This is a genomic window from Halovenus carboxidivorans, assembly GCF_009831575.1.
GTDB classification, from domain to species: domain Archaea; phylum Halobacteriota; class Halobacteria; order Halobacteriales; family Haloarculaceae; genus Halovenus; species Halovenus carboxidivorans.
In genome coordinates, this window is the sequence record NZ_WUUT01000001.1 from 120490 (window position 1) to 144807 (window position 24318).

25 protein-coding genes are annotated in these 24318 nt (G+C 65.8%); 18 read left to right on the forward strand and 7 right to left on the reverse strand.

Annotated features, from left to right (window positions below; genetic code table 11):
• Positions 1-359 precede the first annotated feature (359 nt).
• The 12 genes from GRX03_RS00580 (at position 360) to GRX03_RS00635 (ending at position 11311) form a co-directional block, all read left to right on the forward strand.
• On the forward strand, positions 360-1577 hold the full coding sequence (locus tag GRX03_RS00580) for an argininosuccinate synthase (RefSeq protein WP_159762266.1): 1218 nt from the start codon (positions 360-362) through the stop codon (positions 1575-1577).
• A gap of 1 nt (position 1578) precedes the next feature.
• Positions 1579-3057: an argininosuccinate lyase gene (argH, locus tag GRX03_RS00585; RefSeq protein ID WP_159762267.1), complete on the forward strand. Its 1479-nt coding sequence runs from the start codon at positions 1579-1581 to the stop codon at positions 3055-3057.
• 161 nt (positions 3058-3218) lie between these two features.
• Positions 3219-3398: a lysine biosynthesis protein LysW gene (gene lysW, locus GRX03_RS00590; protein ID WP_159762268.1), complete on the forward strand. Its 180-nt coding sequence runs from the start codon at positions 3219-3221 to the stop codon at positions 3396-3398.
• 48 nt (positions 3399-3446) lie between these two features.
• Entirely contained in the window at positions 3447-4346 is a 900-nt protein-coding gene (gene lysX, locus GRX03_RS00595) for a lysine biosynthesis protein LysX (RefSeq protein ID WP_159762269.1), read from the forward strand.
• Positions 4343-5380, forward strand: coding sequence for an N-acetyl-gamma-glutamyl-phosphate reductase (gene argC / locus GRX03_RS00600; RefSeq protein ID WP_159762270.1), 1038 nt, complete (start codon positions 4343-4345; stop codon positions 5378-5380). The genes lysX and argC overlap by 4 nt, the downstream gene beginning before the upstream one ends.
• An 82-nt stretch (positions 5381-5462) precedes the next feature.
• Positions 5463-6320: an acetylglutamate/acetylaminoadipate kinase gene (locus GRX03_RS00605; RefSeq protein WP_368278042.1), complete on the forward strand. Its 858-nt coding sequence runs from the start codon at positions 5463-5465 to the stop codon at positions 6318-6320.
• A complete protein-coding gene (locus GRX03_RS00610; protein WP_159762272.1) occupies positions 6317-7444 on the forward strand; it encodes an aspartate aminotransferase family protein in 1128 nt (375 codons plus the stop codon). The genes GRX03_RS00605 and GRX03_RS00610 overlap by 4 nt, the downstream gene beginning before the upstream one ends.
• Before the next feature lie 25 nt (positions 7445-7469).
• Positions 7470-8519, forward strand: coding sequence for a [LysW]-lysine hydrolase (locus tag GRX03_RS00615; RefSeq protein WP_159762273.1), 1050 nt, complete (start codon positions 7470-7472; stop codon positions 8517-8519).
• Positions 8516-9409 carry an ornithine carbamoyltransferase gene (argF, locus tag GRX03_RS00620; protein ID WP_159762274.1) on the forward strand — a complete coding sequence of 298 codons (894 nt, stop codon included), beginning with the start codon at positions 8516-8518 and terminating at the stop codon, positions 9407-9409. Before GRX03_RS00615 ends, argF begins: the two co-directional genes overlap by 4 nt.
• A 126-nt stretch (positions 9410-9535) precedes the next feature.
• Positions 9536-9901, forward strand: coding sequence for a cupin domain-containing protein (locus GRX03_RS00625; RefSeq protein ID WP_159762275.1), 366 nt, complete (start codon positions 9536-9538; stop codon positions 9899-9901).
• 79 nt (positions 9902-9980) lie between these two features.
• Positions 9981-10571 (forward strand): hypothetical protein, encoded by a 591-nt coding sequence (locus tag GRX03_RS00630; protein ID WP_159762276.1) that lies wholly within the window; start codon positions 9981-9983, stop codon positions 10569-10571.
• Between the two features lie 215 nt (positions 10572-10786).
• Positions 10787-11311: a hypothetical protein gene (locus tag GRX03_RS00635; protein WP_159762277.1), complete on the forward strand. Its 525-nt coding sequence runs from the start codon at positions 10787-10789 to the stop codon at positions 11309-11311.
• 164 nt (positions 11312-11475) lie between these two features.
• On the opposite strand, the gene GRX03_RS00640 is transcribed toward GRX03_RS00635, so the two are convergent.
• Both GRX03_RS00640 and GRX03_RS00645 read right to left on the reverse strand, forming a co-directional pair.
• The gene (locus tag GRX03_RS00640) at positions 11476-12057 is read right to left on the reverse strand and encodes an LURP-one-related/scramblase family protein (RefSeq protein WP_159762278.1); all 582 of its coding nucleotides are present in this window, start codon (positions 12055-12057) and stop codon (positions 11476-11478) included.
• A 67-nt stretch (positions 12058-12124) separates the two neighbouring features.
• Positions 12125-13642: a hypothetical protein gene (locus GRX03_RS00645; RefSeq protein ID WP_159762279.1), complete on the reverse strand. Its 1518-nt coding sequence runs from the start codon at positions 13640-13642 to the stop codon at positions 12125-12127.
• Between the two features lie 180 nt (positions 13643-13822).
• On the opposite strand from GRX03_RS00645, the gene GRX03_RS00650 reads away from it, so the two are divergent.
• Positions 13823-14602: a DUF7089 family protein gene (locus tag GRX03_RS00650; protein WP_159762280.1), complete on the forward strand. Its 780-nt coding sequence runs from the start codon at positions 13823-13825 to the stop codon at positions 14600-14602.
• 91 nt (positions 14603-14693) lie between these two features.
• Positions 14694-15944, forward strand: coding sequence for an aminoacyl--tRNA ligase-related protein (locus tag GRX03_RS00655; protein ID WP_159762281.1), 1251 nt, complete (start codon positions 14694-14696; stop codon positions 15942-15944).
• Between the two features lie 42 nt (positions 15945-15986).
• On the opposite strand, the gene GRX03_RS00660 is transcribed toward GRX03_RS00655, so the two are convergent.
• The gene (locus GRX03_RS00660) at positions 15987-17114 is read right to left on the reverse strand and encodes an ORC1-type DNA replication protein (RefSeq protein WP_159762282.1); all 1128 of its coding nucleotides are present in this window, start codon (positions 17112-17114) and stop codon (positions 15987-15989) included.
• 98 nt (positions 17115-17212) lie between these two features.
• Here GRX03_RS00660 and GRX03_RS00665 point away from each other — a divergent pair, with 98 nt between their 5' ends.
• Entirely contained in the window at positions 17213-17407 is a 195-nt protein-coding gene (locus GRX03_RS00665; RefSeq protein ID WP_159762283.1) for a hypothetical protein, read from the forward strand.
• A gap of 1 nt (position 17408) precedes the next feature.
• Here GRX03_RS00665 and GRX03_RS00670 read toward each other — a convergent pair whose 3' ends face one another.
• The gene (locus GRX03_RS00670) at positions 17409-19391 is read right to left on the reverse strand and encodes a MutS-related protein (protein ID WP_159762284.1); all 1983 of its coding nucleotides are present in this window, start codon (positions 19389-19391) and stop codon (positions 17409-17411) included.
• A gap of 78 nt (positions 19392-19469) precedes the next feature.
• Here GRX03_RS00670 and GRX03_RS00675 point away from each other — a divergent pair, with 78 nt between their 5' ends.
• Positions 19470-20129, forward strand: coding sequence for a metallophosphoesterase family protein (locus GRX03_RS00675; RefSeq protein ID WP_159762285.1), 660 nt, complete (start codon positions 19470-19472; stop codon positions 20127-20129).
• 38 nt (positions 20130-20167) lie between these two features.
• On the opposite strand, the gene GRX03_RS00680 is transcribed toward GRX03_RS00675, so the two are convergent.
• Both GRX03_RS00680 and GRX03_RS00685 read right to left on the reverse strand, forming a co-directional pair.
• Complete coding sequence (locus GRX03_RS00680) at positions 20168-20581, reverse strand: EamA family transporter (protein ID WP_159762286.1); 414 nt, start codon at positions 20579-20581, stop codon at positions 20168-20170.
• 50 nt (positions 20582-20631) lie between these two features.
• On the reverse strand, positions 20632-21813 hold the full coding sequence (locus GRX03_RS00685) for an aspartate kinase (RefSeq protein ID WP_159762287.1): 1182 nt from the start codon (positions 21811-21813) through the stop codon (positions 20632-20634).
• Positions 21814-22076: 263 nt separating this feature from the next.
• Between GRX03_RS00685 and GRX03_RS00690 the strand changes: the two genes are divergently transcribed.
• Positions 22077-22463, forward strand: a complete 387-nt coding sequence (locus GRX03_RS00690; protein WP_159762288.1) for a hypothetical protein — start codon at positions 22077-22079, stop codon at positions 22461-22463.
• Positions 22464-22712: 249 nt separating this feature from the next.
• On the forward strand, positions 22713-23975 hold the full coding sequence (gene ilvA, locus GRX03_RS00695; RefSeq protein ID WP_159762289.1) for a threonine ammonia-lyase: 1263 nt from the start codon (positions 22713-22715) through the stop codon (positions 23973-23975).
• On the opposite strand, the gene GRX03_RS00700 is transcribed toward ilvA, so the two are convergent.
• The gene (locus GRX03_RS00700) at positions 23972-24313 is read right to left on the reverse strand and encodes a glutaredoxin family protein (RefSeq protein ID WP_159762290.1); all 342 of its coding nucleotides are present in this window, start codon (positions 24311-24313) and stop codon (positions 23972-23974) included. The genes ilvA and GRX03_RS00700 overlap by 4 nt on opposite strands.
• Positions 24314-24318: the final 5 nt, after the last annotated feature.

Genomic DNA, 24318 nt, shown 5'->3' on the forward strand with positions numbered 1-24318 from the left:
CGGACGACGGTTATGCCTGTCCTCCGTATCCCCCCGTTACCGGGAGCTACGACGCTGTCTCGGCGATTCGTCAGCGTGTTGTCCGGCCGGAGCGACACCGTGGGAACTCCTCTCGAAGACGCGGAGTCTCGGAAGATATTTGTACGTGCCACAAAGAGAGACAGCTACATGACGCGGACCCACACACAGGATCGCTTCCTGGCTCGCAGTCGCGGGTCCGTACAGCCTCTCATTCTGCGGCGACGACGGCCGGGCCGTTAGGCCCGCATCAACACACTTCATCTCCGGTCTGAAACGTTTTCCAACAACCGCCCACAGTCGGGTTCCGGGGCGGACATCTCTCACCCGACACAGCTACCATGTCAGAACAAGGATCAGAACGCGTCGCGCTCGCCTTCTCCGGTGGGCTCGACACCACAGTCTGTGTACCGCTGCTCGAAGAAGAATACGGCTACGACGAAGTTGTCGGCGTTACGGTCGACGTCGGCCAGCCCGAAAAGGAGTTCGACGAGGCCGAGGAGACCGCCGCTGCGCTGGATCTCGAACACTACGTCGTCGACGCCAAAGCGGAGTTCGCGGACCTCTGTATGCGCTCGGTCAAGGCAAACGCCACCTACCAGGGCTACCCGCTCGGGACCGCCCTGGCCCGGCCGGTCATCGCCGAGGCCATCCTGGAGGTCGCTCGCGAGAACGACTGCACGGCGCTGGCGCACGGCTGTACCGGCAAGGGCAACGACCAACTCCGGTTCGAGGCGGTCTGGCGTGACTCCGAGATGGAGGTCATCGCGCCGGTCCGCGAACTCGGGCTGACCCGCGAGTGGGAAAACGAGTACGCACAGGAGCGCGGGCTGCCCGTCGAAGGCGGCTCCGAGGGCCGCTACAGCATCGACACGAACCTCTGGAGCCGGTCGGTGGAGGGCTCGGAACTGGAGGATCCGGCGACGATTCCCGAAGACGACATCTACGACTGGACGGACAACCCCAGCGGCAAGGACGCCGAACTCGTGGAACTGGAGTTCGAGGACGGCACGCCCGTCGCGCTGGACGGCGCCGCCATCGAGCCGGTCGACCTCATCGAGACGCTCAACGAACGGGCCGGTGCTCACGGCGTCGGCCGGACCGACATGATGGAAGACCGGATGCTCGGGCTCAAAGTTCGTGAGAACTACGAGCACCCGGCCGCGACGGTGCTGCTGACGGCCCACGAGGCGCTCGAACAGCTCGTTCTCACCCAGGAGGAACGGCAGTTCAAACAGCAGATCGACCAGCAGTGGGCCCAGAAGGGCTACCAGGGTCTCGTCGACGCGCCGCTCGTCGGGGCGCTGGAAGGGTTCATCGACACCACCCAGGAGCGTGTCACCGGGACGGTGACGGTCAAACTGGAGGGCGGGCACTGCCGGCCGGTCGCCCGCGAGAGCGAGTACGCGGTCTACAGCGAGAGCGCGGCCTCGTTCAACGAGGAGGACGTCACCGGCGGCATCACCCAGGAGGACGCCACCGGCGTCGCGAAGTACCACGGCTTCCAGTCCCGCCTGGCGAACCGCGCGATGAAACGCGCCCGCGAGAACGACGAGTAACATGACAGACCCCGAGGAGCACGGCGACGCGGACGACGGCGGCGACAGCGTCGTCCGCCGCGAACGGTTCAGCGGCGGCCCGGCCCGGGAGTTTCTCTCCTCGCTGTCGGCCGACGAGCGGATCTTCGCGGCCGATCTGGCCGTCGACCGCGCCCACGTCGTGATGCTCGCCGAGCAGGAGATCATCGGCCCGGACACCGCCGGCGAGATTCTGCGAGCACTCGCGGCGGTCGAGCAGGCGGGCCACGAGGACCTGCCCGAGGGCGAGGACGTCCACGAGGCCATCGAGACGGCGGTCATCGACCGCGTCGGCCCGGAGGGCGGACGGATGCACACCGCCCGCTCCCGGAACGACGAGGTGGCGACTTGCATCCGATACCGCCTGCGCGAGGACGTGCTCGAACTGATCGAGACGGTCGTCGAGGCCCGCGAGCAGTTGCTGGACGTTGCCGCCGAGCACACCGAGACGGTGATGCCCGGCTACACCCACCTCCAGCCAGCACAACCGACGACCGTCGCCCACTGGCTGTGCTCCTACGAGAGCGCGCTGGCTCGTGATACGGCTCGGCTGATCGATGCCTACGAACGAACCAACCAGTCCCCGCTGGGCGGCGCCGCCTTCGCGGGGACGCCGTTCGACATCGACCGCGAGCGCACCGCCGAACTGCTGGGCTTCGACGGCCTGGTCGAGAACGCGATGGACGGCGCGTCGGCGCGGGATTTCCTCGTCGAGACGACCGCGGCGGTGACGGGGCTCGCGACGACGCTGTCCGGCCTCGCCGAGGACGTGGTGACGTTCGCCAACCGCGGGCACGTCGAAGTCGCCGACGAGTACGCCTCGACGTCGAGTATCATGCCACAGAAGAAGAACCCGGACACGCTCGAACTCGTCCGGGGGCGGACCGGCGACGCGACGGCGGGGTTGAACGGCCTGTTGACGACGCTGAAAGGCCTCCCGCGGGCGTACAACCGCGACCTCCAGCGCGCCGGCCGCCACGCCTACGACGCCATCGACTCCGTGACCGCCTCGACGGAAGTCGCGGTCGGGGCCGTCGTCACCGCGGAGTGGCCCGCCGACGACCTGGCAGACGCCGCGGGCGAGGGCTTCTCGACCGCCACGGGCGTCGCAGACCGACTCGCACAGGCGGGGATTCCGTTCCGCACCGCCCACGAGATCGTGGCACGGGCCGGCGAGGCGGCCGACCCCGACATCGAGGCAATCGGGGCCGCCGTCGAGGCCGAACTCGGCGAGTCGCTGGAGGAGGTGGCCGACCGCGAGGCAATCGAGGCCGCACTCGACCCCGAGGAGAGCGTTCGGATGCGTGACTCCCGGGGCGGTCCGGCACCGGCGGCGCTGCGCGCTCACCTCGACCGCGTTCGTGAGGACCTCCGCGCGGACCAGGAGGTGCTCGCGGACCGCCGAGAATCGATAGCGGCGGCGGCGACGACGCTCGACTCGGAGGTGAACCGGTATGTCTGAACCGCCCCGGCCCCTCCGGGCCGAATTACCTAAAATTTGATATAGTCTCGCGGGATCTGCCAAAATACCTCTCTTGAAGCGTTTAGTGCCGTTTCTGTACCTAAACACAATGTGATATATTCGACGGGTTTAAGTAATATCGTTCGTTATACGCGAGTACAATGGCAGACACAGTGACCGCAGAAGATCCGATCACAGGCGAGGAAATCGAGGTGCCGGCAGACGTCGAAGTCGGCGAGATCATCGACAGCCCGGTGACGGGCGCGGAACTGGAAGTAATCAGCGTCGATCCGGTCGAACTGGAGGAAGCGCCGGAGCTGGAAGAAGACTGGGGTGAGTGACGTGACCAGCGCTGGCGGTTACAGCCGCCGTCGGGCACGGAGACAGCTATGAACGTTGGAATCTGTTACTCACGGATCCGTCGCGACGAGAAACTGTTACTCTCGGAACTGCGGGACCGTGGCCACGAGATCGAGAAGATCGATGTTCGCAAACAGACGTTCAGTCTCTCGGAGCCGCCCGAAGCCTTCGCGGACGTGGACGTGCTCGTCGACCGCTGTCTGGCGACGAGCCGGAGTCTCTACACCACGCGGTTCGCCGAGGCCTACGGGATTCCGATCGTCAACAGCGCCGAGACCGCCGCGATCTGTGCGAACAAGGTCAGAAACAGCCTCGCGCTCGAACGGGCGGGCGTCCCCACGCCCGCGACGGACGTGGCGTTCACCAAGGAGTCGGCGATGGACATCGTCGAGCGGTTCGGCTACCCCTGCGTGCTCAAGCCGGTCATCGGCTCGTGGGGGCGGCTGATGGCGAAACTCGACTCCGAGTCCGCGGCCGAGGCCATCTTCGAGCACAAGGAGACGCTGGGCCACTACGAACACAAGGTCTTCTACATTCAGGAGTTCGTCGACAAGCCCGGCCGGGACATCCGCGTCGTCGCGCTGGACGGCGAACCGGTCGGCGCGATGGTCCGCAAGTCCGACCACTGGCTGACCAACGCCGCCAAGGGTGCCGAAACCGAGGAGTTCGAGTTGGACGACGAGGCCCGCGAACTCGTCGCCGAGGCCAGCGCGGCCGTCGGCGGCGGCCTGCTGGGCGTCGACCTCATGGAGACAGGGGAGCCGCAAGGCTCCCAGTCGAGCGGGCAGGATGCCCGCGAGAGCGGATACACCGTCCACGAGGTCAACCACAACGTCGAGTTCAAGGCGCTGAACGAGGCCGCCGACGTGGACGTGCCGGCGGCGGTCGTCGACTGGCTGGAAGACACCGTCGCGGGGGTGGAGTCATGACCTACACCGCGAGCGTCGTCGGCGGCAGCGGATTCACCGGCGGCGAGTTGCTCCGCCTGCTCGCCGGCCACCCCGAGTTCGAGGTCGTCCAGGCCACGAGTCGCTCGAAGACCAACAAGACGGTCGGCCACGCCCACCCGAACCTCCGGAACCTGGATCTGCGCTTCTCCAGCCCCGAGGAACTGGAGTCGGTGGACGTGCTCTTCGCCGCGACGCCACACGGCATCTCGATGGAGTCCATCGACCGCTTCCGGGACGCGGCCGACACCGTCGTGGATCTCTCGGCGGATTTCCGGCTGTCCTCGGAGAGTCGGTACGACGAGTGGTACGACGGCCACGAGCGGCCGGAACTGCTGGCGGAGTCGGTCTACGCGCTACCCGAACTGAACCGCGAGCAGTTGCCCGGCGCGGATCTGATCGCCGCCGGCGGCTGTAACGCGACGGCGACAATCGTCGGCCTGCTCCCGCTGGTCGAGGAAGAGATTCTCACCGGTGACGAGCAGGTCGTCGTCGACGTGAAGGTCGGGTCGAGCGAGGGCGGCGCCGGCGGCGGCGAAGCGTCCTCACATCCCGAGCGCTCGGGCGTCGTCCGCCCGTACGCGCCGACGGGACACCGCCACGAGGCCGAGATCGAGGAGTTCCTCGGCCTGGACGTGTCCTTTACGGTCCACGCGGTCGACATGATCCGCGGCGCCTCGGCGACCTGTCACCTGTTCCCCGGCGAACCGGTCTCGAAAAGCGACCTCTGGCAGGCGTATCGGGGCCGGTACGCCGACGAGCCGTTCGTGGACATCGTCGCCGGCGGTGGCGGCGTCTACCGCTACCCCGAGCCGAAGTCCGTCGCGGGCTCGAACCGCGCGGAGGTCGGCTTCGAACTCGACGCCTCGAACAAGCGCGTCGTCGCTTTCTCGGCCATCGACAACATGATGAAAGGCTCGGCCGGGCAGGCGGTCCACGCCGCCAACATCGCGCTCGGTCTGGAGGAGACGAAAGGACTCGAACTCACCGGGTTCCACCCGGTTGGTGCGCCATGACGGGGCGGTTCGCGACGACTTCCGGAGGACGATCCGACGGCCGCGACTTCCGACGGCACGCTCATCTCCGGAGGGGATTCGCGTGACCGTCGTCGTCAAAATCGGCGGCGCCCGCGCGGTCGACCCCGCGGGTGCGCTGGCCGACGTGGCGGCGCTCGTCGACGCCGGCGAGGATGTCGTGATCACGCACGGCGGATCGACGGCCGTCGACGACACGCTCGAACGGCTGGGTATCGAACCGGAGTACGTCGAGACGCCCTCGGGCGTCGTCGGCCGGTTCACCGACGAGGAGACGATGGAGGTCTTCGAGATGGTGCTGCCCGGCCTGCTGAACACGGAGATGGTCGCCTCGCTGCAGAGCCAGGGCGTCGATGCGGTCGGCCTCTCCGGCGTCGACGGGAAACTCCTGCACGGCCCGCGCAAATCCGCGGTCCGCGTCGTGGAGGGCGGCAAGCGGAAGATCCGCCGCGGCGACCACTCCGGGACGATCAAGGAGGTCAACACCGACCTGCTGGAGACGCTACTCGATGCGGGACACACGCCCGTCGTCAGTCCGCCGATGGCCGGTGCCGACGAGGACGAGGACGGGAACTCGATCATCACCGCGGTCAACACCGACGCCGACCGGACCGCCGCGACGCTGGCCGGTGATCTCGGCGCGCGACTCGTGTTGCTGACGGACGTGCCCGGAATTCTCGAAGACCCCGACGACGAATCGACGCTGATCGAGTCCGTCGAGACGCCCGGGGAGTTCGACGAGTTAGAGAGCGCCGCCGAGGGGTTCATGGGTCGAAAGGTGATGGCCATCGAGGAGGCGCTGGACGCCGGCGCGAGCGACGCCATCGTCGCCGACGCGAACGCCACCGAACCGATCACGAGCGCGCTCGACGGTGCGGGAACCCACGTCACCGCGGGCGCAGTCACGGAGGAGCAATCATGAGTGGATTCATCTTTTCGGAGAAACCGATCGAAATCGTCGAGGGTGACGGCGCGTACGTCACCGACAGCAACGGCACCGAGTATCTGGACATGGGCGCGAGTTACGCCTGTGTCCCGCTCGGCCACGGCCACGACGCCGTCCAGGAGGCCGTCCGGGACCAACTCGACCGGCTGACCTACGTTCAGGGGTCGTATCCCGTCGAGATCCGGACGAAACTGTACGAGTTGCTCGCGGAGACGGCGCCGAAGACCGTCGATTACACGTGGCTCTGTAACTCCGGCACCGAAGCCAACGAGGCGGCGCTGAAGTTCGCCCGCTCCGCGACCGGCAACTCGAAGATCATCTCGACGAAACGCGGCTTCCACGGCCGGACGATGGGCGCGCTGGCGACGACCTGGAAGGACAAGTACAAGAAGCCGTACGAGCCGCTGATCGGCGACGTCGAGTTCGTCCCCTACGACGACGCCGAGGCCATGGCCGAGGCGATCGACGACGACACCGCCGCGGTGATCGTCGAACCGGTCCAGGGCGAGGGCGGGATCAACCCCGCCCGCAAGGAGTTCCTCCAGCGCACACGCGTCGAGACCGCAACCAGCGGCGCGGCGCTGATCTTCGACGAAGTCCAGACTGGAATGGGCCGGACAGGCACGCTGTGGGCCTCGGAGTGGGCCGACGTGGTGCCGGACATGATCACCAGCGCGAAGGGGCTGGGCAACGGCCTGCCCATCGGCGCGACGCTGTGCCGGGAGTGGATCGCCGAGAACTACGGCTCACACGCCTCGACGTTCAGCGGCGGGCCGGTCATCTCCGCGGCCGCACACGCGACCGTCTCGACGGTCGTCGACGAGGGGATTCCGGCCCACGCCGCCGAAATCGGTGAGTACCTGCGCGAGGAGTTACGCGCGGAACTCGGCGACGACGTGCGGGACGTTCGCGGCGAGGGACTGATGATCGGAATCGAGGTCAAACGCGGCGCCAACCGCATCCTGCGTGACCTCGCCATCGATCAGCAACTGCTGGCGCTGCCGGCCGGCCGAACGGTCGTCAGGCTGCTCCCGCCGCTGACGATCACCGAGGAGGAGGCCGACGAGGCGGTCGACGCGCTCGGTGAGGTGATCGGCTGATGGCCCGTCCGCCGGAGGGACAGCAATGAGCGCCATCCAGCAGACCGAGGCCCGCGAACTGCTGACCAAACTCGTCAGGATTCCCTCGGTGACCGGTAACGAGCGCCCCTGCGCGCAGCAACTCGCGCGCTTCTTCGAGCGCCACGACCGCGAGGTCTGGATCGACGACGTCGGCAACGTCCGGGCACCGGCCGACGATACCGTCCTCCTCACCTCGCATATCGACACCGTGCCCGGAGACATCCCGGTCCACATCGAGGAGGAAGACGGCGACGAGATCCTCTGGGGTCGGGGCAGTGTCGACGCGAAGGGCCCGCTGGCCTCGATGGCCGTCGCGGCCGTCCACACCGGTGCGAGTTTCATCGGCGTCGTCGGCGAGGAGGTCGACTCCCGGGGCAGTCGGTACGTCGTCGAGGACCGCGACTCGGAGCCGGAGTACGTCATCAACGGCGAGCCCTCCGGCTGGAACGGGATCACGCTCGGCTACCGCGGACTGCTCGGCGGCACCTACGTCGCGACCTCCGAGTCAGGCCATTCCTCGCGGCCGGAGAACAACGCGATCCAAGACGCGATCGAGTGGTGGAACCGCGTCGACGAGGAGTTCGAGCACGACGAGTGGGTGCAGGTCTTCGAGCGAGTCACCTGCAAGCCCATCGAGTTCGAGGGCGGGGTCTCTGACGACGGGCTCTCAGTCGAGGCGACCGTCGACGTGCAACTGCGGGTGCCGCCCGCTTACACCACCGACGAGGTCCGAGAGATCGCAGACGGTCACCTCGAAACGGGGACCGTCAACTGGCACGACAGAGTCGAACCGGTGATGGAGAGTCCCCGGACGCCGGTCGCGCGGGCGTTCCGCGCCGCGATCCGCCAGGAGGACGGCGATCCGCGGATGCTGCGCAAGACGGGCACGAGCGACCAGAACGTCTTCGCCCACGCCTGGGACGTCGATACCGTCTCCTACGGACCCGGCGACTCGGATCTGGACCACTCCCCGAACGAACACCTCTCGATGAACGAGTACGACAAGGCAGTGTCAGTCCTCGAAACCGTCACCGAACGTCTCCAAGACTCATGACCACCAACATCGTCGACGTGGACGATCTGACCGGCGACCAGCTACACGAGGTGCTCGATCTGGCGGCCGAGTTGAAAGCCGCCCAGCGGGCCGGCGACGGCCGGAAACCGCTGACCGACCGGACGCTGGCGATGATCTTCGAGAAGCCCTCGACGCGGACACGGGTCTCCTTCGAGACGGGGATGACACAGCTCGGCGGCCACGCCATCTTCCTCGGCCCGGACGACATCCACCTGGGCCACGGCGAGCCGATCAAAGACACCGCCCGGGCGGTCTCGCGGTACGCCGACTTCATCATGGCGCGGGTGTTCGACCACGACGACATCGTCGAACTCGCGGAGTACGCGACCGTACCCGTCATCAACGGGCTGACCGACGACGCCCACCCCTGCCAGACGCTCGCGGATCTGCTGACGATCCGCGAGCGGTTCGGCGGCTTCGACACGGACGTGGCGTGGGTCGGTGACGGCAACAACGTCTGCCAGTCCTTCGTGATCGGCGCGGCGATGACCGATATCGATCTGACCGTCGCGACCCCGGAGGGCTACGGCATCGCCGGAGACGTCCGCGACCGCGCGGCCGAACTCGGCAACGCCCCCGAGGAGACGACGGACCCGGACGCGGCTATCGAGGGCGCGGATATCGTCTACACCGACGTCTGGGTCAGCATGGGTCAGGAGGATAGACGCGAACAGAAACTGCAGGATTTCGACGGCTTCCAACTCACGACCGACCGCGTCGGCGACCGCCCGGTGATGCACTGTCTGCCGGCCCACCGCGGCGAGGAGATCACTGACGACCTGCTCGAAAGCGACAACGCCATCGTCTGGGACCAGGCGGAGAACCGCCTGCACGCCCAGAACGGGCTGTTGGCGTGGCTTGCTGAGTAGAGGGCACTCGCCGCGAACGGAGTGAGCGGCGAGGGAGTGTTTCGTCCACGTTTTCTCCAGCGGCGGCTCCCCTCTCGGTACCCTCTGAGGCGACGAGATCATTCGACGGGACTGGTAACGCGACGTATGGAGAAAGTCAACTTGGACGAGGCGTTCGCGTCGTTCAGCGAGCAGTGGGACCCGCGGATCGCCGGGGAACTCAACGGGCAGGCGGTGAAACTGGCCAAAGTCGAGGGCGAGTTCGTCTGGCACAGCCACGACGACGCCGACGAGCTATTTCTGGTCCGTAGCGGGACGCTTCGGATCGAACTCCGCGAGCAGTCCGACATCGTCCTCGACGAGGGGGAGTTCGTCGTCGTCCCCCGTGGCGTCGAACACCGCCCGGTGGCCGACCAGCAGGCGGACATTCTGCTCTTCGAGCCGGCGGAGACGACCAACACCGGCGACGTCGACGCCGAACAGACCCAGACCGAACAGAAGTACATCGACTGACCCCGCCGACGGGGCCTTCCACCGTCCGGAGCGGTGGCCCGACCACAGAGTTATCCCTGTCGGCAGAGTACCTACATGAATGGCAGATAACAAAAGCGGGCGAGACAAGCAGGCCCACGACGAGGCCAAACGTCAGCAGAAACGCGAGATGGTTGCCGAACTGGAGCGGATGGACGAGACCGAACCGCCGGTACCGGAGTCGGATCTCAGCGAACTCAAAGACGAACTCGAAGCGGTCTCGTTCCCGGCGACGGGGGCGGAACTCGTCGAGGCGGTCGGAGACGTGCCGGTCTATGAGGAGTACGTGGCGGCCGACCTGCTCCCGGCGACCGACGCCGACCGATACGAGACGGCGGGGGCGGTCACGGCACAGGTCCAGCGACCGACAGTCGCCGGCGCGATGAAACAGATCACGGAAGCCAGCGAGACGGTCACCTCCCTGGAGTTCGGCCGCTCGCAGTGGGACGCCTACCAGAAGACGATGCGGGCGCTCACTGCAATCGACGCCGACGACGACGATATGGCCGTGACGGTGATGACCGAATGGATCGTCGACAAGATCACCGCGGGAGAGACGCTCCCCGGCTCTCGGGCCGTCCGACGGCAGGCCGCAACATTCTGCCGCGAAGCGGGCTACGAAATCCGCAACGACGAGTGGCTGGGTGTGTGAGCCGTCAGCCTTGGTAAAAGAACAATTTCCAGATCTCCTTGCTTTCGAGGTTCTGTCCAACTGAAACTGGCCGGGGTGGCAGTGGCGAGTATACTCGTAACAACTGGGAACTCACACTTCCTGATTTACAACTCGGCAATTCTGGATCAGACTTTTAAAAGAAAATAAGTAGGAACGGGATAACTTATTCGGTACTTGCGTGAGTGCTGTCACTCATGGGCGTTGTCAAACGCGAGGGCGACTGGCGACTTGAAAAGCGTGGCGAGGGCGTCTACGAGGTGACTTATCAGAAGGATGTAGAAGTCAGAATCTACACAGAGGATGCCCCACCAGATGCGCAGATGGGATTCGATACGATCAAGACGAGACAGGTCTCGTCGTACCACGACGCCGAGGAGATCTTTGAGCAGTATGCTCATGGGGAACAGCCGATGGGTATGGGCACGTTGCAAGCCGCTACCGGCGAGACATCAACAACGCCTGCAACTACTGGTGACGAGATAACACTGAGTGAGGTCCCCCCTGCTGGGATTGCATTTGTCATGATCGTTGCTGGTTCATTCACGCTCTATCTCTACAGCCAGAATCCGATGATGATTTTCTTGCCCGTCGGCGCACTCATGCTGGTGGCTGGCATCGGAATCATCGCTTACGGCCTGTATCTCGGGAGTGCTGAGGGGTGGCGCGAAGCGAGTACTTTTCTGATGACTACCGAACAAGAGCGACAGAACTCGGAGTGATCGCTGCTCGCTTCCAGCAACCCACAGCACGAGCAACTTCCCAGTACTTCGGCTCTCCGAGTTGGGAGTTGTGGTTAATGTGTTGTCCCGCCATTACGACAGTGCGACCGCGTGAATAGTATTCCTCCAGTCATCCAAACCACGGCAACCACCTAAAGGCAGACTCAGTTCTGTTGGATCGCGTCGATGACCATCGACGCGGCGACGACGGCCTCTTTCGGTACGTCGCTCGCGTCGTCGATACTGATCTCGTAGGTGTCCTTCATCGAGAACTGCCCGGAGATGGTCCCGACGTGGCCGCCGTCGGCGTCGGTGATTTCGTACTCGTGGGGGATCAGTTCGCCGAGCGGGAGCATGTTTCGGGCGAGCGTAACGGCCGCACCGCGGGAGCTGATCTCCGCGAGTACCGCCTCCGTCCGTGGGTCGCGGACTTTCCAGACATCCTGGAGTATCGAGTAATCGTTGTCGAGGACGACGACCTCCTCACCGGTCTGTGCGTCGCTGAGGACGTAGTTTCCGGCGACGTCGACGATGCCGCCGGCCTCGACTGTGAAGACGTCGTTGCCGTCGGCGTCGGTGAACGGGAACTGCTCTTTCATCTTGAACATCTTCTGTGCGCCCCGGAGGACGACCTCGCCCGTTGAGTTCTCGGCGCGGTACTTGTTCCGGGCGAGCGACTGGACGACGGTGTAACTGTCGTCGGTGAGATCGATCCCGCTGAGTTGCGGCGTCTGTGCTGTTGACATCGTACGCACACGTTCGGCCAGCAACCACTATATTCACGTGCCGGCTCTCACAGTCAGAAACAGCGAGCTACAGCCAGTCGGTGAAACAGCCCTCGACCAGCGTCTCCTGTTGGTTGTCGATGTACTCGGCCTGCATCCCCCAGATCGCCTCTCCGAGCGGGACGCCGGCCTCGACGCTGCCCCGGACGTGGTCGTGTTTCCAGCGAGCGGGGGTGGTCCGGCGGTCGAGTCGCTCCCGGAGCGGCCGGATGTACCGGCGTGCCTCGTCGGTCGACAGCCCCCGGAGTTCGAGGCCGTCGCGGGCGAACTCGAAACACTCCCCGCAGATCTCGTCGATCTCGGTGGTGTCCTCGCCGTCGGCGGTGATCCAGGTGAGATCCGCCTGGAGGCCGTCCTCGACGGCGGCGTAGAAGTTCTGTTCGGCGTCGTCCCAGGGGAGCTGTCTGATGGGGTGCTGGCGGCGAGGCAGACTCTCCATCAGTCCGGCGAAGACCGCCTCGAACGCCACCGAATCGCGGACGGTCGGCTGTGCCGGGAGCGGTCGGAACTCGATGCGGGCGTTTGCCGACGAGCGGGAGGCGCCGTCGAAGACCGGTCTGATCCAGCGCCAGTAGCTGCCGTGTTTGTGCCGCAGGTGCCGGAAGGCGTCGTCGAAGCGGTCCGTCTCCGGCACGTTCATCGGGACGATACAGGTGTCCGCGGCGATGTCGTCGATGGCCGCTTCGACGGTCTCGAACTCCGGCGGGAACCGGACTTTCGGCGCTTCTGACGATCCCTCCGGTGGGTTCAGGACCGTCTCGAAGACGTGAACGCGGTTCTCCATGTGTGCTTCCGAGACGATTTCGGCATCGGGAGCGTCGTCGTAGAGATCCGGCGGGAAAAACGGCGAGTTGACGCCCAGCGCCAGAAGCGGGGCTGCGACACGTCCCGCGTAGCTGAAGTAATCCGGCAGGTCGGGCGCGTGCGGGACCTGATAGTGGGGCTGGATCGAGGTGATTAGGCTCTCGGGCATCACCGTCTCGCCGTCCAGACTGACGTGTGGCGCGTCGATCCGACAGCCGGACGGATACTCGGTGTTTGCCATCGCGTGGTACCGGACCGCGTCGCTCATGTTGGTCGCGATCCGGACGCCGTCCTGTTCGACCGAGTCGGTCAGATACGCCGTCGCGGTCTCACCCGTCGGCGGCACCGTCCACATGCCGTCCGAGACGAGTCGAATCTCCTCGGCGGCGGTCTTGTCGAGTGCCGGGTCGATGTGGGCCTGAATCTCCTTCTCCTGGGCGTCCAGCCCGTAGGTGGTCAGCGGGAGCGGCGTGGTCTGCATCTCGGCGTTGTGCAGGCCCAACTCCTTCTCGAACCCGATCAACCCGAGCAGTCCTCGCGGCATCCGACGGAGCGCGTCCGTCCGGGAGTTGACGGCGTACAGTTCGAGTTCCAGCCCGACCAGCGCCTGCGAGTTGTCGAAGGTGCCGTCGTTCACTTCCGCTTTGAGATGGTCGGCTTCCGCCTGGGCGCGTGATCGAAACTCCTCGGCGTCGACATCGAGGGCCTCTCGAACCGCCGCGGCCAGTTCCGAGGCTGACATGACCGGCCCTTTCGACGGGGACAGGTTTCAATGTCGTGGTCGGCGGGAAATCTGTGCCTTTTTACTCGTGCTCCTGAAACTGCCACGCATGAGCAAAGCAACGAAGATCGTTCTCGGAACGGTCGGCGCGTCGCTGGTGATCGCAGTCGCCATCGTCGCGGTCGTCGCGACCGGACTCTGATGTTCAGCACCCGCGAACTGAGCGCAGCCGTCGAGGCCGTCCGCGACGAGCACGCACCGGGAGCGCTCGTCCTCGACTGCGCGCACGACTTCGAGACCGTCCCGCCGGCACAGGCAGAAGAACTCGGCCTCCTCGTCGACAGCCTCGATCCCGCGAGCTACCCCGCGGAGTGGCTGCCAGCGGACGCGCCGGAGGTGCTGGTCACCTACGCGAGTTCGGATCTGACCGTCGGAATGCCCGGCGACGGCGGCGTCGCGTGGACGCGTCAGACCGAGCCGCCGGTCGTCCTCTGTAAACCCCGTCTCGACGGCTCTCCGGACTCGTTCGTCGACTTTCTGATCGCCGAGGCGCTCGTCGAAGTCGGACTCGACGAGCCAGAACACATGCTCGGGTTCTTCGGCGCGGAGTATCCGAACTTCGCCGACGCCGTGCGGCCGTCGCTTGACCCCGTCGGAACCTACCAGCTCGCGGTCGCCTGTTACGACGCCTATCTCGGCCTGCAGACCCGAGAGATATTCGCCGAGTGGGACGGCCCGCTGTTCGAGGCGTGGCTCGACGCCGGCGACCGACTGTCCGGGCGAGTCGAGGAACTACCGACCGCCATCGCGACCGGCGAACTCTCCGTCCCCGAGGCGGCCGAACTCGCCTGTAACGCGATCAAACACGCCGGCGAACTCCCGGCACCCTTCGACGCACTCGACGCGTCGGCATACCTGGATCACGGGGCCTCCTACGCCGTCGAGTGGGCCGAACGCGTCGCCGAGACGATCAGCGGGTAAGCGGCGCCCGAACCACGGATATTTATTCGCCGGTGGATAGCTTCGAACTACGACGGGACCCCGCCGTCTCGACCCTGGGGTGGTGACTGCTATGCGCCGGAGTGAACTCACACTGTTTACGAGCCGCGAGCCGGGAAGCCAACAGAACGAGACGGTCAGACTCGCGCTGCGCGCGGGGCTGATCCGGCAGTTCGGGAGCGGCCTGTACGCCTTCGCGCCGATCGGACAGCGCATCCGCGCCAGCATCATCGATCACGTCGACCGCGAGATGCGCGCCATCGGCGCCCGCGAGGTCTCACTCCCACAACTGAACTACAGCGGCATGTGGGAAGAGAGCGGTCGGTGGGGTGATTTCGGCGGCGAGATGTTCACCTTCGAGAACCGCGACGGCAAGCGCATGTGTCTCGCTCCCTCCCACGAAGAAGGGATCGTCCGCCTGCTCTCCGGCACGATCCGCTCCTACGAGGACCTCCCGGGGCTGTACTACCAGATCAGCAGAAATCACCGCGACGATCACCCCCGGAGCGGACTCCTTCGCACGAAGGAATTTACGATGAAGGACGCCTACAGCGTCCACGCAACGGCTGAATCTCTCGACGAGCAGTACGAGCGCGTCCGGGAGGCGTACGTTCGTATCTTCGAGGACTTGGACATCGAGTTCGTGATCGCGGACGCGGAGAACAACCTCATGGGCGGCTCTGCCTCCGAGGAGTTTCTGGCGGTCGCGGAGACCGGCACCGCGGACCTGTGGTACTGCCCCGAGGACGACTGCCGGTTCGGGGCGACGGGTGAGTCCCCGCAGTCGGACCTGTCTGCCGGCGACGACTGCCCGGACTGCGGCGGGAGTCTCGCCGCGGGCGAGGGCGTCGAAATCGGCCACATCTTCAAACTCGGGACGCGGTACTCCGAGCCGATGGGGCTGACCGTCGACCTCGACGACGGCAGCCGGCAGGACGTTCTGATGGCGAGTTACGGCATCGGAATCGAGCGGCTCCTGTACTCGCTGATCGAGCAACACGCCGACGAGGACGGCTGTCGGTGGTCGGCCGACGGCTCCGGCATCGTCGCCCCCTACGCCGCCTCGATCATTCCGCTGCAGTACGACGACGAACTCGCGGCGGTCGCGGACTACCTCTACGAGGACTGCGGCCCCGACCAGACGCTCCTGTTCGACGACCCCGACCAGTCCATCGGCGAGCGTTTTGCGGAGAGTGATCTGCTGGGCGTCCCCTACAAGATCATCGTCGGCAACGAGTTCCGCGAGACGGGCGAGGTCGAACTGGAGAGCCGCGACGGCGAGACGGAGTATCTGACCATCGAGGAAGTCCCCGAACGGATCTGACCGTCTGCGTTTACGCCGTATCTCTTTGTATACGCGGCCGAATCAGAGCCGATCAGTGACCGCCTCGGCGTCGTAGTTCAGGCTCAGCTCCCGCGAGCGGCCCCGGCCCTCGACCTCGGTGTAGCTGGCGTCGATGATCCCGAGTTGGTCGAGTTTGTTGATGATCTCGGAGTAGCGGGTGTAGCCCAGGCCGGTCTCGTCGTTGAAGATGTCGTAGATTTCGCCGGCCTGCTTCCCGTCGTTCTCGGCGATCACCTTCACGAGGGCCGTCTCGGAGTCCGACAGTTCCCGGAGCCGCCGGGAGAGATGGACGTACTTCGAGGTCTCGTAGGCCTCCTCGACGTCCTGGAGTTCGACGTGGCGGCTGGCCCGCATCTCGGCTTTCAGCCCGGCGCGTCGCAGCAGATCAATCCCGACGCGGAGGTCACCACCCTGCTCGGCGGTCAGTTCGGCGACCCGGTCGAGCACCGAGGTCGTGATCACGTCGTCGTGAAAGCCGCGTTTGGCTCGCTCGCGGAGGATCTCGACGATTTCGGCCTCGCCGTACTTCGGGAAGTACACGTCCTCGGGTCGGAAGACGCTCTGGACGCGGCCGTCGAGTTCCTCCAGGATGTCCAGATCGAGATCCGAGGAGATGAGGATCACGCCGATTTTCGCGCCGCCCTGTTCCTCGTGGGCGCGCAGAAGCGAGTACAGCGTGTCCGAGGCTTCGGACTCGTAAAACAGGTAGTTCACGTCGTCGAGCGCGACGACGAGCACCTCGTCGTCGTCGACGAGCTTGTCGGTCACCTGCGAGAACAACTTCTTGAAGGAGATGCCCGAGGAGGGCGGCTCGTACTCGAAGACGCCCTCGAACAGCTGCGAGAAGATGGCGTAGCGGGTGGAGTTGACCTGGCAGTTGACCCGGATCGTCTTCACGTCGGTCTGAGCGCGCAGTTCGTCGAAGATGATCTGGACGGAGGTCGTCTTTCCCGTCCCGGGCGGCCCCTGTGCCATCACGTTCAGCGGTCGCGAGCCCCGAACGGCCGGCTTGAGCGCGTACTTCAGGCTCTCCATCTGGCTCTCCCGGTGGAGGAAATTCTCGGGCACGTAATCGATCTCGAAGACGTGTTCGTTGCGAAAGACGGACTCGTCCCAGGACAACATCTCCTCGTCGGAATCGTCCGTCATTATACTTTCACCGAGCTTGCGACGGCACTTAAGGGTAATGGGGATTCTGACCGTCAGCCGGGATAACGACTTTTTTCCACCGGGTAGAACCACGACGTATGGACCCTGAACTCCGCTGGCGACTCGATCTGATCATCGGGTTACTGACAGTGCTTGCCCTCTGTGCAGCGGCGCTGGTGCTCATCTTCGGCGGTCTCGGGGCGTTCGGCGTGGTGGTGGTCGCTGGATTCCTCGCCGGCCTGTTGGGACGAGGGCTGCGACACGGGCTGATCTGGCAGCGAGAAACGCGCTAACTTAGAACTTCTCTAACAGCGCGTCGTAGAAGCCGTCTTCGGCCGTCCGGTCCTCCGCTAGCTTCTCGACGATCAGTTCGGGCGTCGACCGCGCCAACTGCCCTTTCACCGGTGTCCGGTCGACGATCAGTTCCCCGTCTTCGATGCCGTCGGCCTGGATCCCGTCGACGGCCAACTCGGTGTCGGCGGCGTCGATGATCTCGCGGGCGAGATGCGAGACGAACACCGCCGTCGCGCCCCGTTCGTCGAGCGCTTCGAGAATCCCGGCCATGATGTTCGCGCTCGCGCCCGGCTCGGTGATACTTTCGAGTTCGTCGACCAGGACCAGCACCGACCGCTGCTCGCTGACGCTCGTGACGAGGTTACCGAACTCCCGCAGCGTCGACTCGAACGCCCCGGCGTCGAGTGTCCCCTGGGTTTTCGCGTGGTAGTGGAGTTCGTCGATCCGCTCGACGCGGGCGTACTCGGCCGGGACCGGCAGGCCCATGTGCGCGAGCGTGACGACTAGCCCGACGAGATCCAGCGTCGAGGTCTTGCCGCCGCTGTTGACCCCCGAAAGCAGGGCGACGCCCTCGACGCGGTAATCGACCGACTCGACCGCCTCGAAGGCGACATCGAGCAGCGGCGACCGCCCGCCCTCGATTGCGAAGCCGTCGCCGCCGAACTCCGGCATCGTGCAGTCGAACGCCTCCGCGAAGCGAGCGACCGCCAGTTCGACATCGAGTTCGAGCGCCCGGTCGACGAGTTCTCGGCAGTCGGCCTGCAGGCCGGCGAGTTCGTCGGCGACCTCCCGCTTTCGTCTGCCGGCCCGCCGGTCGCGCGTCGCCGTCAACTCCTCGCGGAGCCGCGACAGCGCCTGCTCGTCGTGTTCGACCGGGAAAGTCGGCTCCTCCTCGAAGACGCGGTTCGCGAGGCTGACGGTGTCTTCGAGATCCAGGGCGTCGACGAACTGCTCGCGGGCCTTCCTGATCGCGGTCGCGTACTCCTCTGCGAGTTCGCGCTGCAACAGCGAGTCGACGCCGGCCCCGCGCTCGACCAGCGAGAGCAGATCGCCCCCCTCGATGGTCACGTCCCGCTCCTCGATTGCGTTGCGGAGATGGTCGTTCGCCAGCCGTTCGGCCTCCTCGACCGCTCCGTCCAGACTGGCGAGCGCGGCGTTCAGCCGATCGAGATCCTCGTCGCCGCGGACCGCCCCGTCGGAATCGAGTCGGTCGAGCGCCCCGTCGAGCGTATCCAGGTCACAGGGCGGGTCGAGGTCCGCTTCACGGTGGACGGCCGCGGCCGCCTGTAGCGTCTCGCGGTTGTGCGCGAAAAAGGAGAGTGTGCGCTCGGGGACGACCGACTCCGGATCGTCCAGGGCGTCGGGTTCCACGCGGACGTCCCCTTCCAGATCCGTTCCGGCGAAGGCCTCATCGAGCGCGATGACCGTCGAGTAGCCGCGTGCGAGTTCGGAGAGCTGACGGGTGTCCTCGACGAGTTCGACGCTCAGCTCCGGGACGGCCTCGCGGGCCCGCGAGTATGTCTCGGCGTCCTGGGTCGCGAGACACCGGTCCCGGACGTGTACGTCGCTCGGTTCGTCGAGCGGTTCGACCGCTTCGAGCGCGTCGAGAACGGCGTCTGTCGGGTCGTGCTCCATCGCCTCCCGGGCGAACGCCCGGACCTCGTCGATTCGGGACTGCACGCCGCTCGGATACAGCGTTTCGAGCCGCTTCGCGGCGTAGTCGGTCACCGTCCGGTCTTTGAGCAACTCCAGCGCGTCGCGGTGCAGTTCCCGCGCACGGGCGGTCGCAGTGAACCCCCCGGGGTCGTCGTGGCGGGCGCGGATCGCACCCCGAGCGATGCGGGCGGCTCGCCCCTCGCTGATCCCCGATGCGCGTGCGAGCGCCGACACGTCGCCGTCTCGCAACGCCCGTTCCGGGTCGTCGAGTTCGCGCAGCGACGCCGCCGTCTTCTCGCCGACACCGGGAATCGACGTGAGTTCCATCACCTGACCAATTCGGTCCAGGGGAGAAAAATCTAGCGAGGCGACAGCCCTTAACGGCCGAGTGCCCTTCGGGCAGCTATGAGAGTGGGCGTCCTCTCGGACATTCACGGCAACAAGGTCGCGCTCGATGCGGTCCTCGACGATATGCCGCCGGTCGACCGGCTGCTCTGTGCCGGCGATATCGTCGGCTACAACCCCTGGCCCGCCGAGTGCGTCGAGTTCGTTCGGGAGCGTTCGGTGCCGACGGTGATGGGCAACCACGACCGCGCGACCGCGGGCGGCGGGGCCTTCGGCTTCAACAGCATGGCCGGCGCGGGGGTCGAACACGCCCGCGAGCAACTCTCGGACGACCAGTTGGCGTTTCTCGGCGCACTGCTCGACTCCCGCCGGGAGTGCAACGACCGCGTCCGGATCGTCCACGGCCACCCCGCCGACCCGGACCGGTACACCTACCCCGCACAGTTCGGCCCGGAACTGCTCGGCGAGGAGGACGTGCTGGTGATGGGCCACACCCACATTCAGGCTCACGAGCGCTACGACGAGGGCATCGTGATGAATCCCGGCAGCGTCGGTCAGCCCCGTGACGGCGACCCGCGGGCGGCATACTCGGTGCTCGACCTCGACGCGATGACCGTCACCGAACACCGCGTCGAGTACGACATCGAACGGGTACAGGAGGCCGTCAGAGAGGCGGGCCTCCCGGAGCAGATCGGTGACAGACTCGACAAAGGGCGGTGAGCCGCTGTCCGCTCCGCCCAGGTATCAGAACCGGTCGCTCAGGTAGAGACGAGCCAGATCGCGACGCCTGCGAGTACGATTCCGAGTCCCTTGCGCACCGAGAGTGACTCCCCGAGGGCGACGATTCCGACGACGGAGGAGAGCACCAGAAAGGTGCCGAATATCGGGGTTACGACGCTGACAGGCCCTGCTTCGAGTGCCCGGTAGTACGCGAGAATCGCGATCGCGAGAAAGGCCCCGGCCGCGTACATGTACGGGGCGGCGTCGTCTGCGAGATACGTCGTCGGTGCGGTGTCCGAGACCAGAATGACGAGCACTCCAGCAACGACGAGCATCCCGTTCGTCGTGACCAACACCACCTCGCTCGGAATCTCGTTCGTCGCGAGGCTGACAAGCGGCGCGACCAGCGCGTAACTGAGCAGCGCAACGACTGACCACAGGATGTAGTTCATGGGTGGCCGTCCGTCCGCCGAGAATATGGCTGATTCGTTCTCCGGAGGGGTCAGAACACGTCCCGGAGCAGATCGAGCGCCTGCTCGCGGTCCTCCCAGTCGACGAACACGGAGACGGAGGTGGCGCTGGTCACCACGTCGTGGAGGTAGATGTTGTGCTCGGCAAGCGGCGTCAGCACGCGGTTGACCGCACCGCTCTGGCCTTCGAGTTCGCCGCCGGCGATCCGGATCACGGCGATGTCCTCCTCGATGGTGACACTGGAGAGAATCTCGTCTTCGACGACCTGCTCGTGGAGCACCGACTCGGCCTCCTCGGCGTCTTCGCCGTCGACGTAGAAGGTAACGGAGTCCAGGCCGCTGGCGTTGGTCTCGACGTTGACGCCGGCTTCGGAGAGCGCGCTCGACAGACGAGTGAGCACGCCCGGCTGGTTGCGAATCGACCGGCCGGCGACGGTGAGACAGGCCAGTTTCCGCTCCTGTAGATCGATCAGGTTCTCGAACTCCCCCTCGATGTCGGTGCCGCCGGAGAGCAAGTCGCCGTGCTGGTGGTGGACGACCCGGACGTCCAGGTCGTCTGTCTTGTAGGTGAGCGCCGAGGGAGCGACGACCTCGGCCCCGCGGAAGGAGAGGTTTCGGAGTTCGTCGACGGTGATCTCGCCGACGTTTCGCGCGCCCTCGACGACGTTCGGATCGCCGGTCATGACGCCCTCGACGTCGGTGACGATGACGACCTCGTCGGCCTCCATGTAGTTGCCGAGCATGACCGCCGTGGTGTCGCTCCCACCGCGGCCGAGCGTCGTGATCGTGCCGTTGTGGTCCTCGGCCAGAAAGCCGGTGATGACCGGTACGACGCCTTCGCTCATCGCCTTGGCGCAGTCCATGGCTCGGCTCTTGGTCACGTCGACGTCGACCTCGCCGTACTCGTCGGTGATGATCGGCCAGTTCGGCCGCCCCGGTTCCAGGAACTCGGCGTCGATGCCGCGGGCCTCCAGCGCGCCCTTGAGCATCCGCACCGAAGTCCGCTCGCCCATGCTGACGATTTCGGCACGGTCGGCCTCGGTCGCGTCGAACTTCATCTCTTCGAGGAGCACGTCCGTCGTCCCGCCCATCGCGCTGACGACGACTGCTACCTCGTGACCGGCCTCGACCGCCGCCGCGATCGAATCCGCGGCCCGGTTGATCCGATCACCGTTGGCGACGCTCGTCCCGCCGAACTTGGCGACTATCCGCATACGATCACCCGTGTGTGTCGCTGACTCATTTTCCGCCCCTTTGTCGCCGGGGTGGATAACTGTGTTCATCCCTCGAAGTGTTGCCCGACAAATACGTCTCCGCCGCCGGGTCGAGTCGGGCCGACGACAGACGCCCCTCAGCAGTGATTCCACCAGCGTCCCGGTTCCGTCGTTCGGTCAGAGGCCCCACGACCGACGCGCCAGCGGGGGGTCTGCCCTCCTCGACGCATGGTTTAATTGGGTGCGGTGTTAACGAGACACGCATGGAACTGCGGGACGCCCTCGAAGCGGACGCCGGCAGACTCGCCTCCCTGACGGATACCCCACGGGACGTGATGCGCAATCTCGTCCACGACCGGACCGTCCGGATCGCCGAGCGCGACGGGGATATCGTCGGGTTCGTCAGCTACGACGCCCGCGACCAGACGATCCACGTCACGCAACTCGAAGGGAAGGAATCGATCTACGACCGACTACTCGAAGAGCCGTTGCGATTCGCCCGTAGCGAGGACATGGCCGTCGAACTGCTCGTACTCGAAACGGAATCGGAGATCCAATCGGTCGCCGCGGAGATGGGCTTCGACCGGATCGGACCCGGACCGCGGTTCGAGGGCGAGCCGACGGTCCGCTTTCGCGCCGAGGATCTCTGACCCGCCGACGCCCCCCGATTTCTGACAGCGAGCTAATCGCTCGGTTTATACGTGATGACGGCCGTCGAACAGCCGTCTGACGGCCGGCATATGCGGCTGCCGTCTGTCGATTCGGGGGTTTATATTGTCACACGCACCTTTAAGTACAGCCAGCGGCACCACCGGAATGCAGTCGCGACTGCACGTCACACGCTATCCGCCCCCTGTCGGACACACAGTATTTCACCGACGGGATCGAAGAGGTGTCGTATGCTCGAGTTAGCAGACGTACTGGCGGCTCGCGACCGCGTTGCGGAGACATCGCGGCACACGCCGCTGGTGTACTCACACACCTTTTCTGCGATGACCGGTGCCGACGTGCACGTCAAACAGGAGATGCTCCAGCGCACCGGCGCGTTCAAGATCCGCGGGGCGACCAACCGCATTGCGACGCTCTCCGAAGCCGAACGGGAAGCCGGCGTCGTGACGGCCAGCGCCGGCAACCACGCACAGGGTGTCGCCCTGGCGGCCACGCGGATGGGCGTCGACTCGACGGTCGTCATGCCCGAGGACGCCCCCATCTCGAAGATCGAGGCGACGCGGAGCTACGGGGCGGACGTGGTGCTTCACGGGGTCGACTACGACGCCGCCGCCGACCGCGCCCGCGAGATCGAACGCGAGGAGGATCTGTACTATCTGCCCGCTTTCGACGACTGGGAAGTGATGGCCGGGCAGGGGACGCTCGGCATCGAGATTCTCGAAGACCTCCCCAGCGTCGATACCGTCGTCGTCCCCATCGGCGGCGGCGGACTCATCTCGGGAATCGCCACTGCACTCAAGGGAAAGAAGCCAGACGTGCGGGTGATCGGCGTCCAGGCGGAGGGGGCTTCGAGTGTTGCACCCTCACTGGAGAAAGGCGAACGTATCGTCAGGGACAGCGTCGACACCATCGCCGACGGAATCGCGACCCGGACTGTCGGCGAGAAGACCTTCGAGGTGATCAAAGAGCGCGTCGACGAGGTCGTCACCGTCTCGGACGCGGATATCGCGGTTGCGATGACGACGCTGCTGGAGCGCTCGAAGACGCTCGTCGAGGGGGCGGGCGCGGTCCCGCTCGCGGCGCTGCTCGCGGGTGCGTTCGAGTACGACGAGGGGGAGACGGTCGTCCCGGTGCTCTGCGGGGGCAACATCGACATGAACACGCTGACGACGGTCATCATGCGCGGGCTGATCGAGACGGGGCGCTACCTGCGGATCAGGACGGTGCTGCCCGACCGTCCGGGTGCCCTCGATTCGCTCGTCCAGGTGCTCGCGGAGTACGAGGTGAACATCTACGCGATCCAGCACGACCGCACGTCGCGGGACGTGTCGATGGACGACGCCGAGATCGAGATCGACCTCGAAACCCGCGGTCACAGCCACATCGAGGCGCTACTCGACGGACTCGCCGAGGCCGGCTACGACATCGACGTGCTCACAGGCGAGAAGACGCCCGACGGCTCGCGGGCCGACTCGGCCGGTACGCGCAGTTAACCGTCGAGTCTGGCTTCGAGTTCGCCGCGCTCTTCGAGGGTCGCGAGTCGCTCGCTGCCGCCGATGAACTCCCCGTCGACGTACACCTGCGGAATCGTCTCCCATCCGCTCTCCGCGGCGAGGGCCGCCCGGTACTCCTCCAGGGCCGCGAGCACGTCGACGGTGACGATATCGTCGCGATACCGCGTGAGCAACTGCAGTGCCTCCCGGGAGTACGCACACTCGGGGACCTGTTCCGAGCCCTTCATGAAGAGGACGACCTCGTTTTCGGCGAGCACCCGTTCGACCCGCTCGGCGGCCTCCTGAGCGGTGATCTCCGGTTGGGGGCGAAACTCCATAGCCG

What these genes read in the sequence shown, in the direction of transcription:
- GRX03_RS00580 (WP_159762266.1), top strand. Translation starts at nt 360, where the DNA reads ATGTCAGAACAAGGATCAGAACGCGTCGCGCTCGCCTTCTCCGGTGGG.
- argH (WP_159762267.1), top strand. Translation starts at nt 1,579, where the DNA reads ATGACAGACCCCGAGGAGCACGGCGACGCGGACGACGGCGGCGACAGC.
- lysW (WP_159762268.1), top strand. Translation starts at nt 3,219, where the DNA reads ATGGCAGACACAGTGACCGCAGAAGATCCGATCACAGGCGAGGAAATC.
- lysX (WP_159762269.1), top strand. Translation starts at nt 3,447, where the DNA reads ATGAACGTTGGAATCTGTTACTCACGGATCCGTCGCGACGAGAAACTG.
- argC (WP_159762270.1), top strand. Translation starts at nt 4,343, where the DNA reads ATGACCTACACCGCGAGCGTCGTCGGCGGCAGCGGATTCACCGGCGGC.
- GRX03_RS00610 (WP_159762272.1), top strand. Translation starts at nt 6,317, where the DNA reads ATGAGTGGATTCATCTTTTCGGAGAAACCGATCGAAATCGTCGAGGGT.
- GRX03_RS00615 (WP_159762273.1), top strand. Translation starts at nt 7,470, where the DNA reads ATGAGCGCCATCCAGCAGACCGAGGCCCGCGAACTGCTGACCAAACTC.
- argF (WP_159762274.1), top strand. Translation starts at nt 8,516, where the DNA reads ATGACCACCAACATCGTCGACGTGGACGATCTGACCGGCGACCAGCTA.
- GRX03_RS00625 (WP_159762275.1), top strand. Translation starts at nt 9,536, where the DNA reads ATGGAGAAAGTCAACTTGGACGAGGCGTTCGCGTCGTTCAGCGAGCAG.
- GRX03_RS00630 (WP_159762276.1), top strand. Translation starts at nt 9,981, where the DNA reads ATGGCAGATAACAAAAGCGGGCGAGACAAGCAGGCCCACGACGAGGCC.
- GRX03_RS00635 (WP_159762277.1), top strand. Translation starts at nt 10,787, where the DNA reads ATGGGCGTTGTCAAACGCGAGGGCGACTGGCGACTTGAAAAGCGTGGC.
- GRX03_RS00640 (WP_159762278.1), bottom strand. Translation starts at nt 12,057, where the DNA reads ATGTCAACAGCACAGACGCCGCAACTCAGCGGGATCGATCTCACCGAC.
- GRX03_RS00645 (WP_159762279.1), bottom strand. Translation starts at nt 13,642, where the DNA reads ATGTCAGCCTCGGAACTGGCCGCGGCGGTTCGAGAGGCCCTCGATGTC.
- GRX03_RS00650 (WP_159762280.1), top strand. Translation starts at nt 13,823, where the DNA reads ATGTTCAGCACCCGCGAACTGAGCGCAGCCGTCGAGGCCGTCCGCGAC.
- GRX03_RS00655 (WP_159762281.1), top strand. Translation starts at nt 14,694, where the DNA reads ATGCGCCGGAGTGAACTCACACTGTTTACGAGCCGCGAGCCGGGAAGC.
- GRX03_RS00660 (WP_159762282.1), bottom strand. Translation starts at nt 17,114, where the DNA reads ATGACGGACGATTCCGACGAGGAGATGTTGTCCTGGGACGAGTCCGTC.
- GRX03_RS00665 (WP_159762283.1), top strand. Translation starts at nt 17,213, where the DNA reads ATGGACCCTGAACTCCGCTGGCGACTCGATCTGATCATCGGGTTACTG.
- GRX03_RS00670 (WP_159762284.1), bottom strand. Translation starts at nt 19,391, where the DNA reads ATGGAACTCACGTCGATTCCCGGTGTCGGCGAGAAGACGGCGGCGTCG.
- GRX03_RS00675 (WP_159762285.1), top strand. Translation starts at nt 19,470, where the DNA reads ATGAGAGTGGGCGTCCTCTCGGACATTCACGGCAACAAGGTCGCGCTC.
- GRX03_RS00680 (WP_159762286.1), bottom strand. Translation starts at nt 20,581, where the DNA reads ATGAACTACATCCTGTGGTCAGTCGTTGCGCTGCTCAGTTACGCGCTG.
- GRX03_RS00685 (WP_159762287.1), bottom strand. Translation starts at nt 21,813, where the DNA reads ATGCGGATAGTCGCCAAGTTCGGCGGGACGAGCGTCGCCAACGGTGAT.
- GRX03_RS00690 (WP_159762288.1), top strand. Translation starts at nt 22,077, where the DNA reads ATGGAACTGCGGGACGCCCTCGAAGCGGACGCCGGCAGACTCGCCTCC.
- ilvA (WP_159762289.1), top strand. Translation starts at nt 22,713, where the DNA reads ATGCTCGAGTTAGCAGACGTACTGGCGGCTCGCGACCGCGTTGCGGAG.
- GRX03_RS00700 (WP_159762290.1), bottom strand. Translation starts at nt 24,313, where the DNA reads ATGGAGTTTCGCCCCCAACCGGAGATCACCGCTCAGGAGGCCGCCGAG.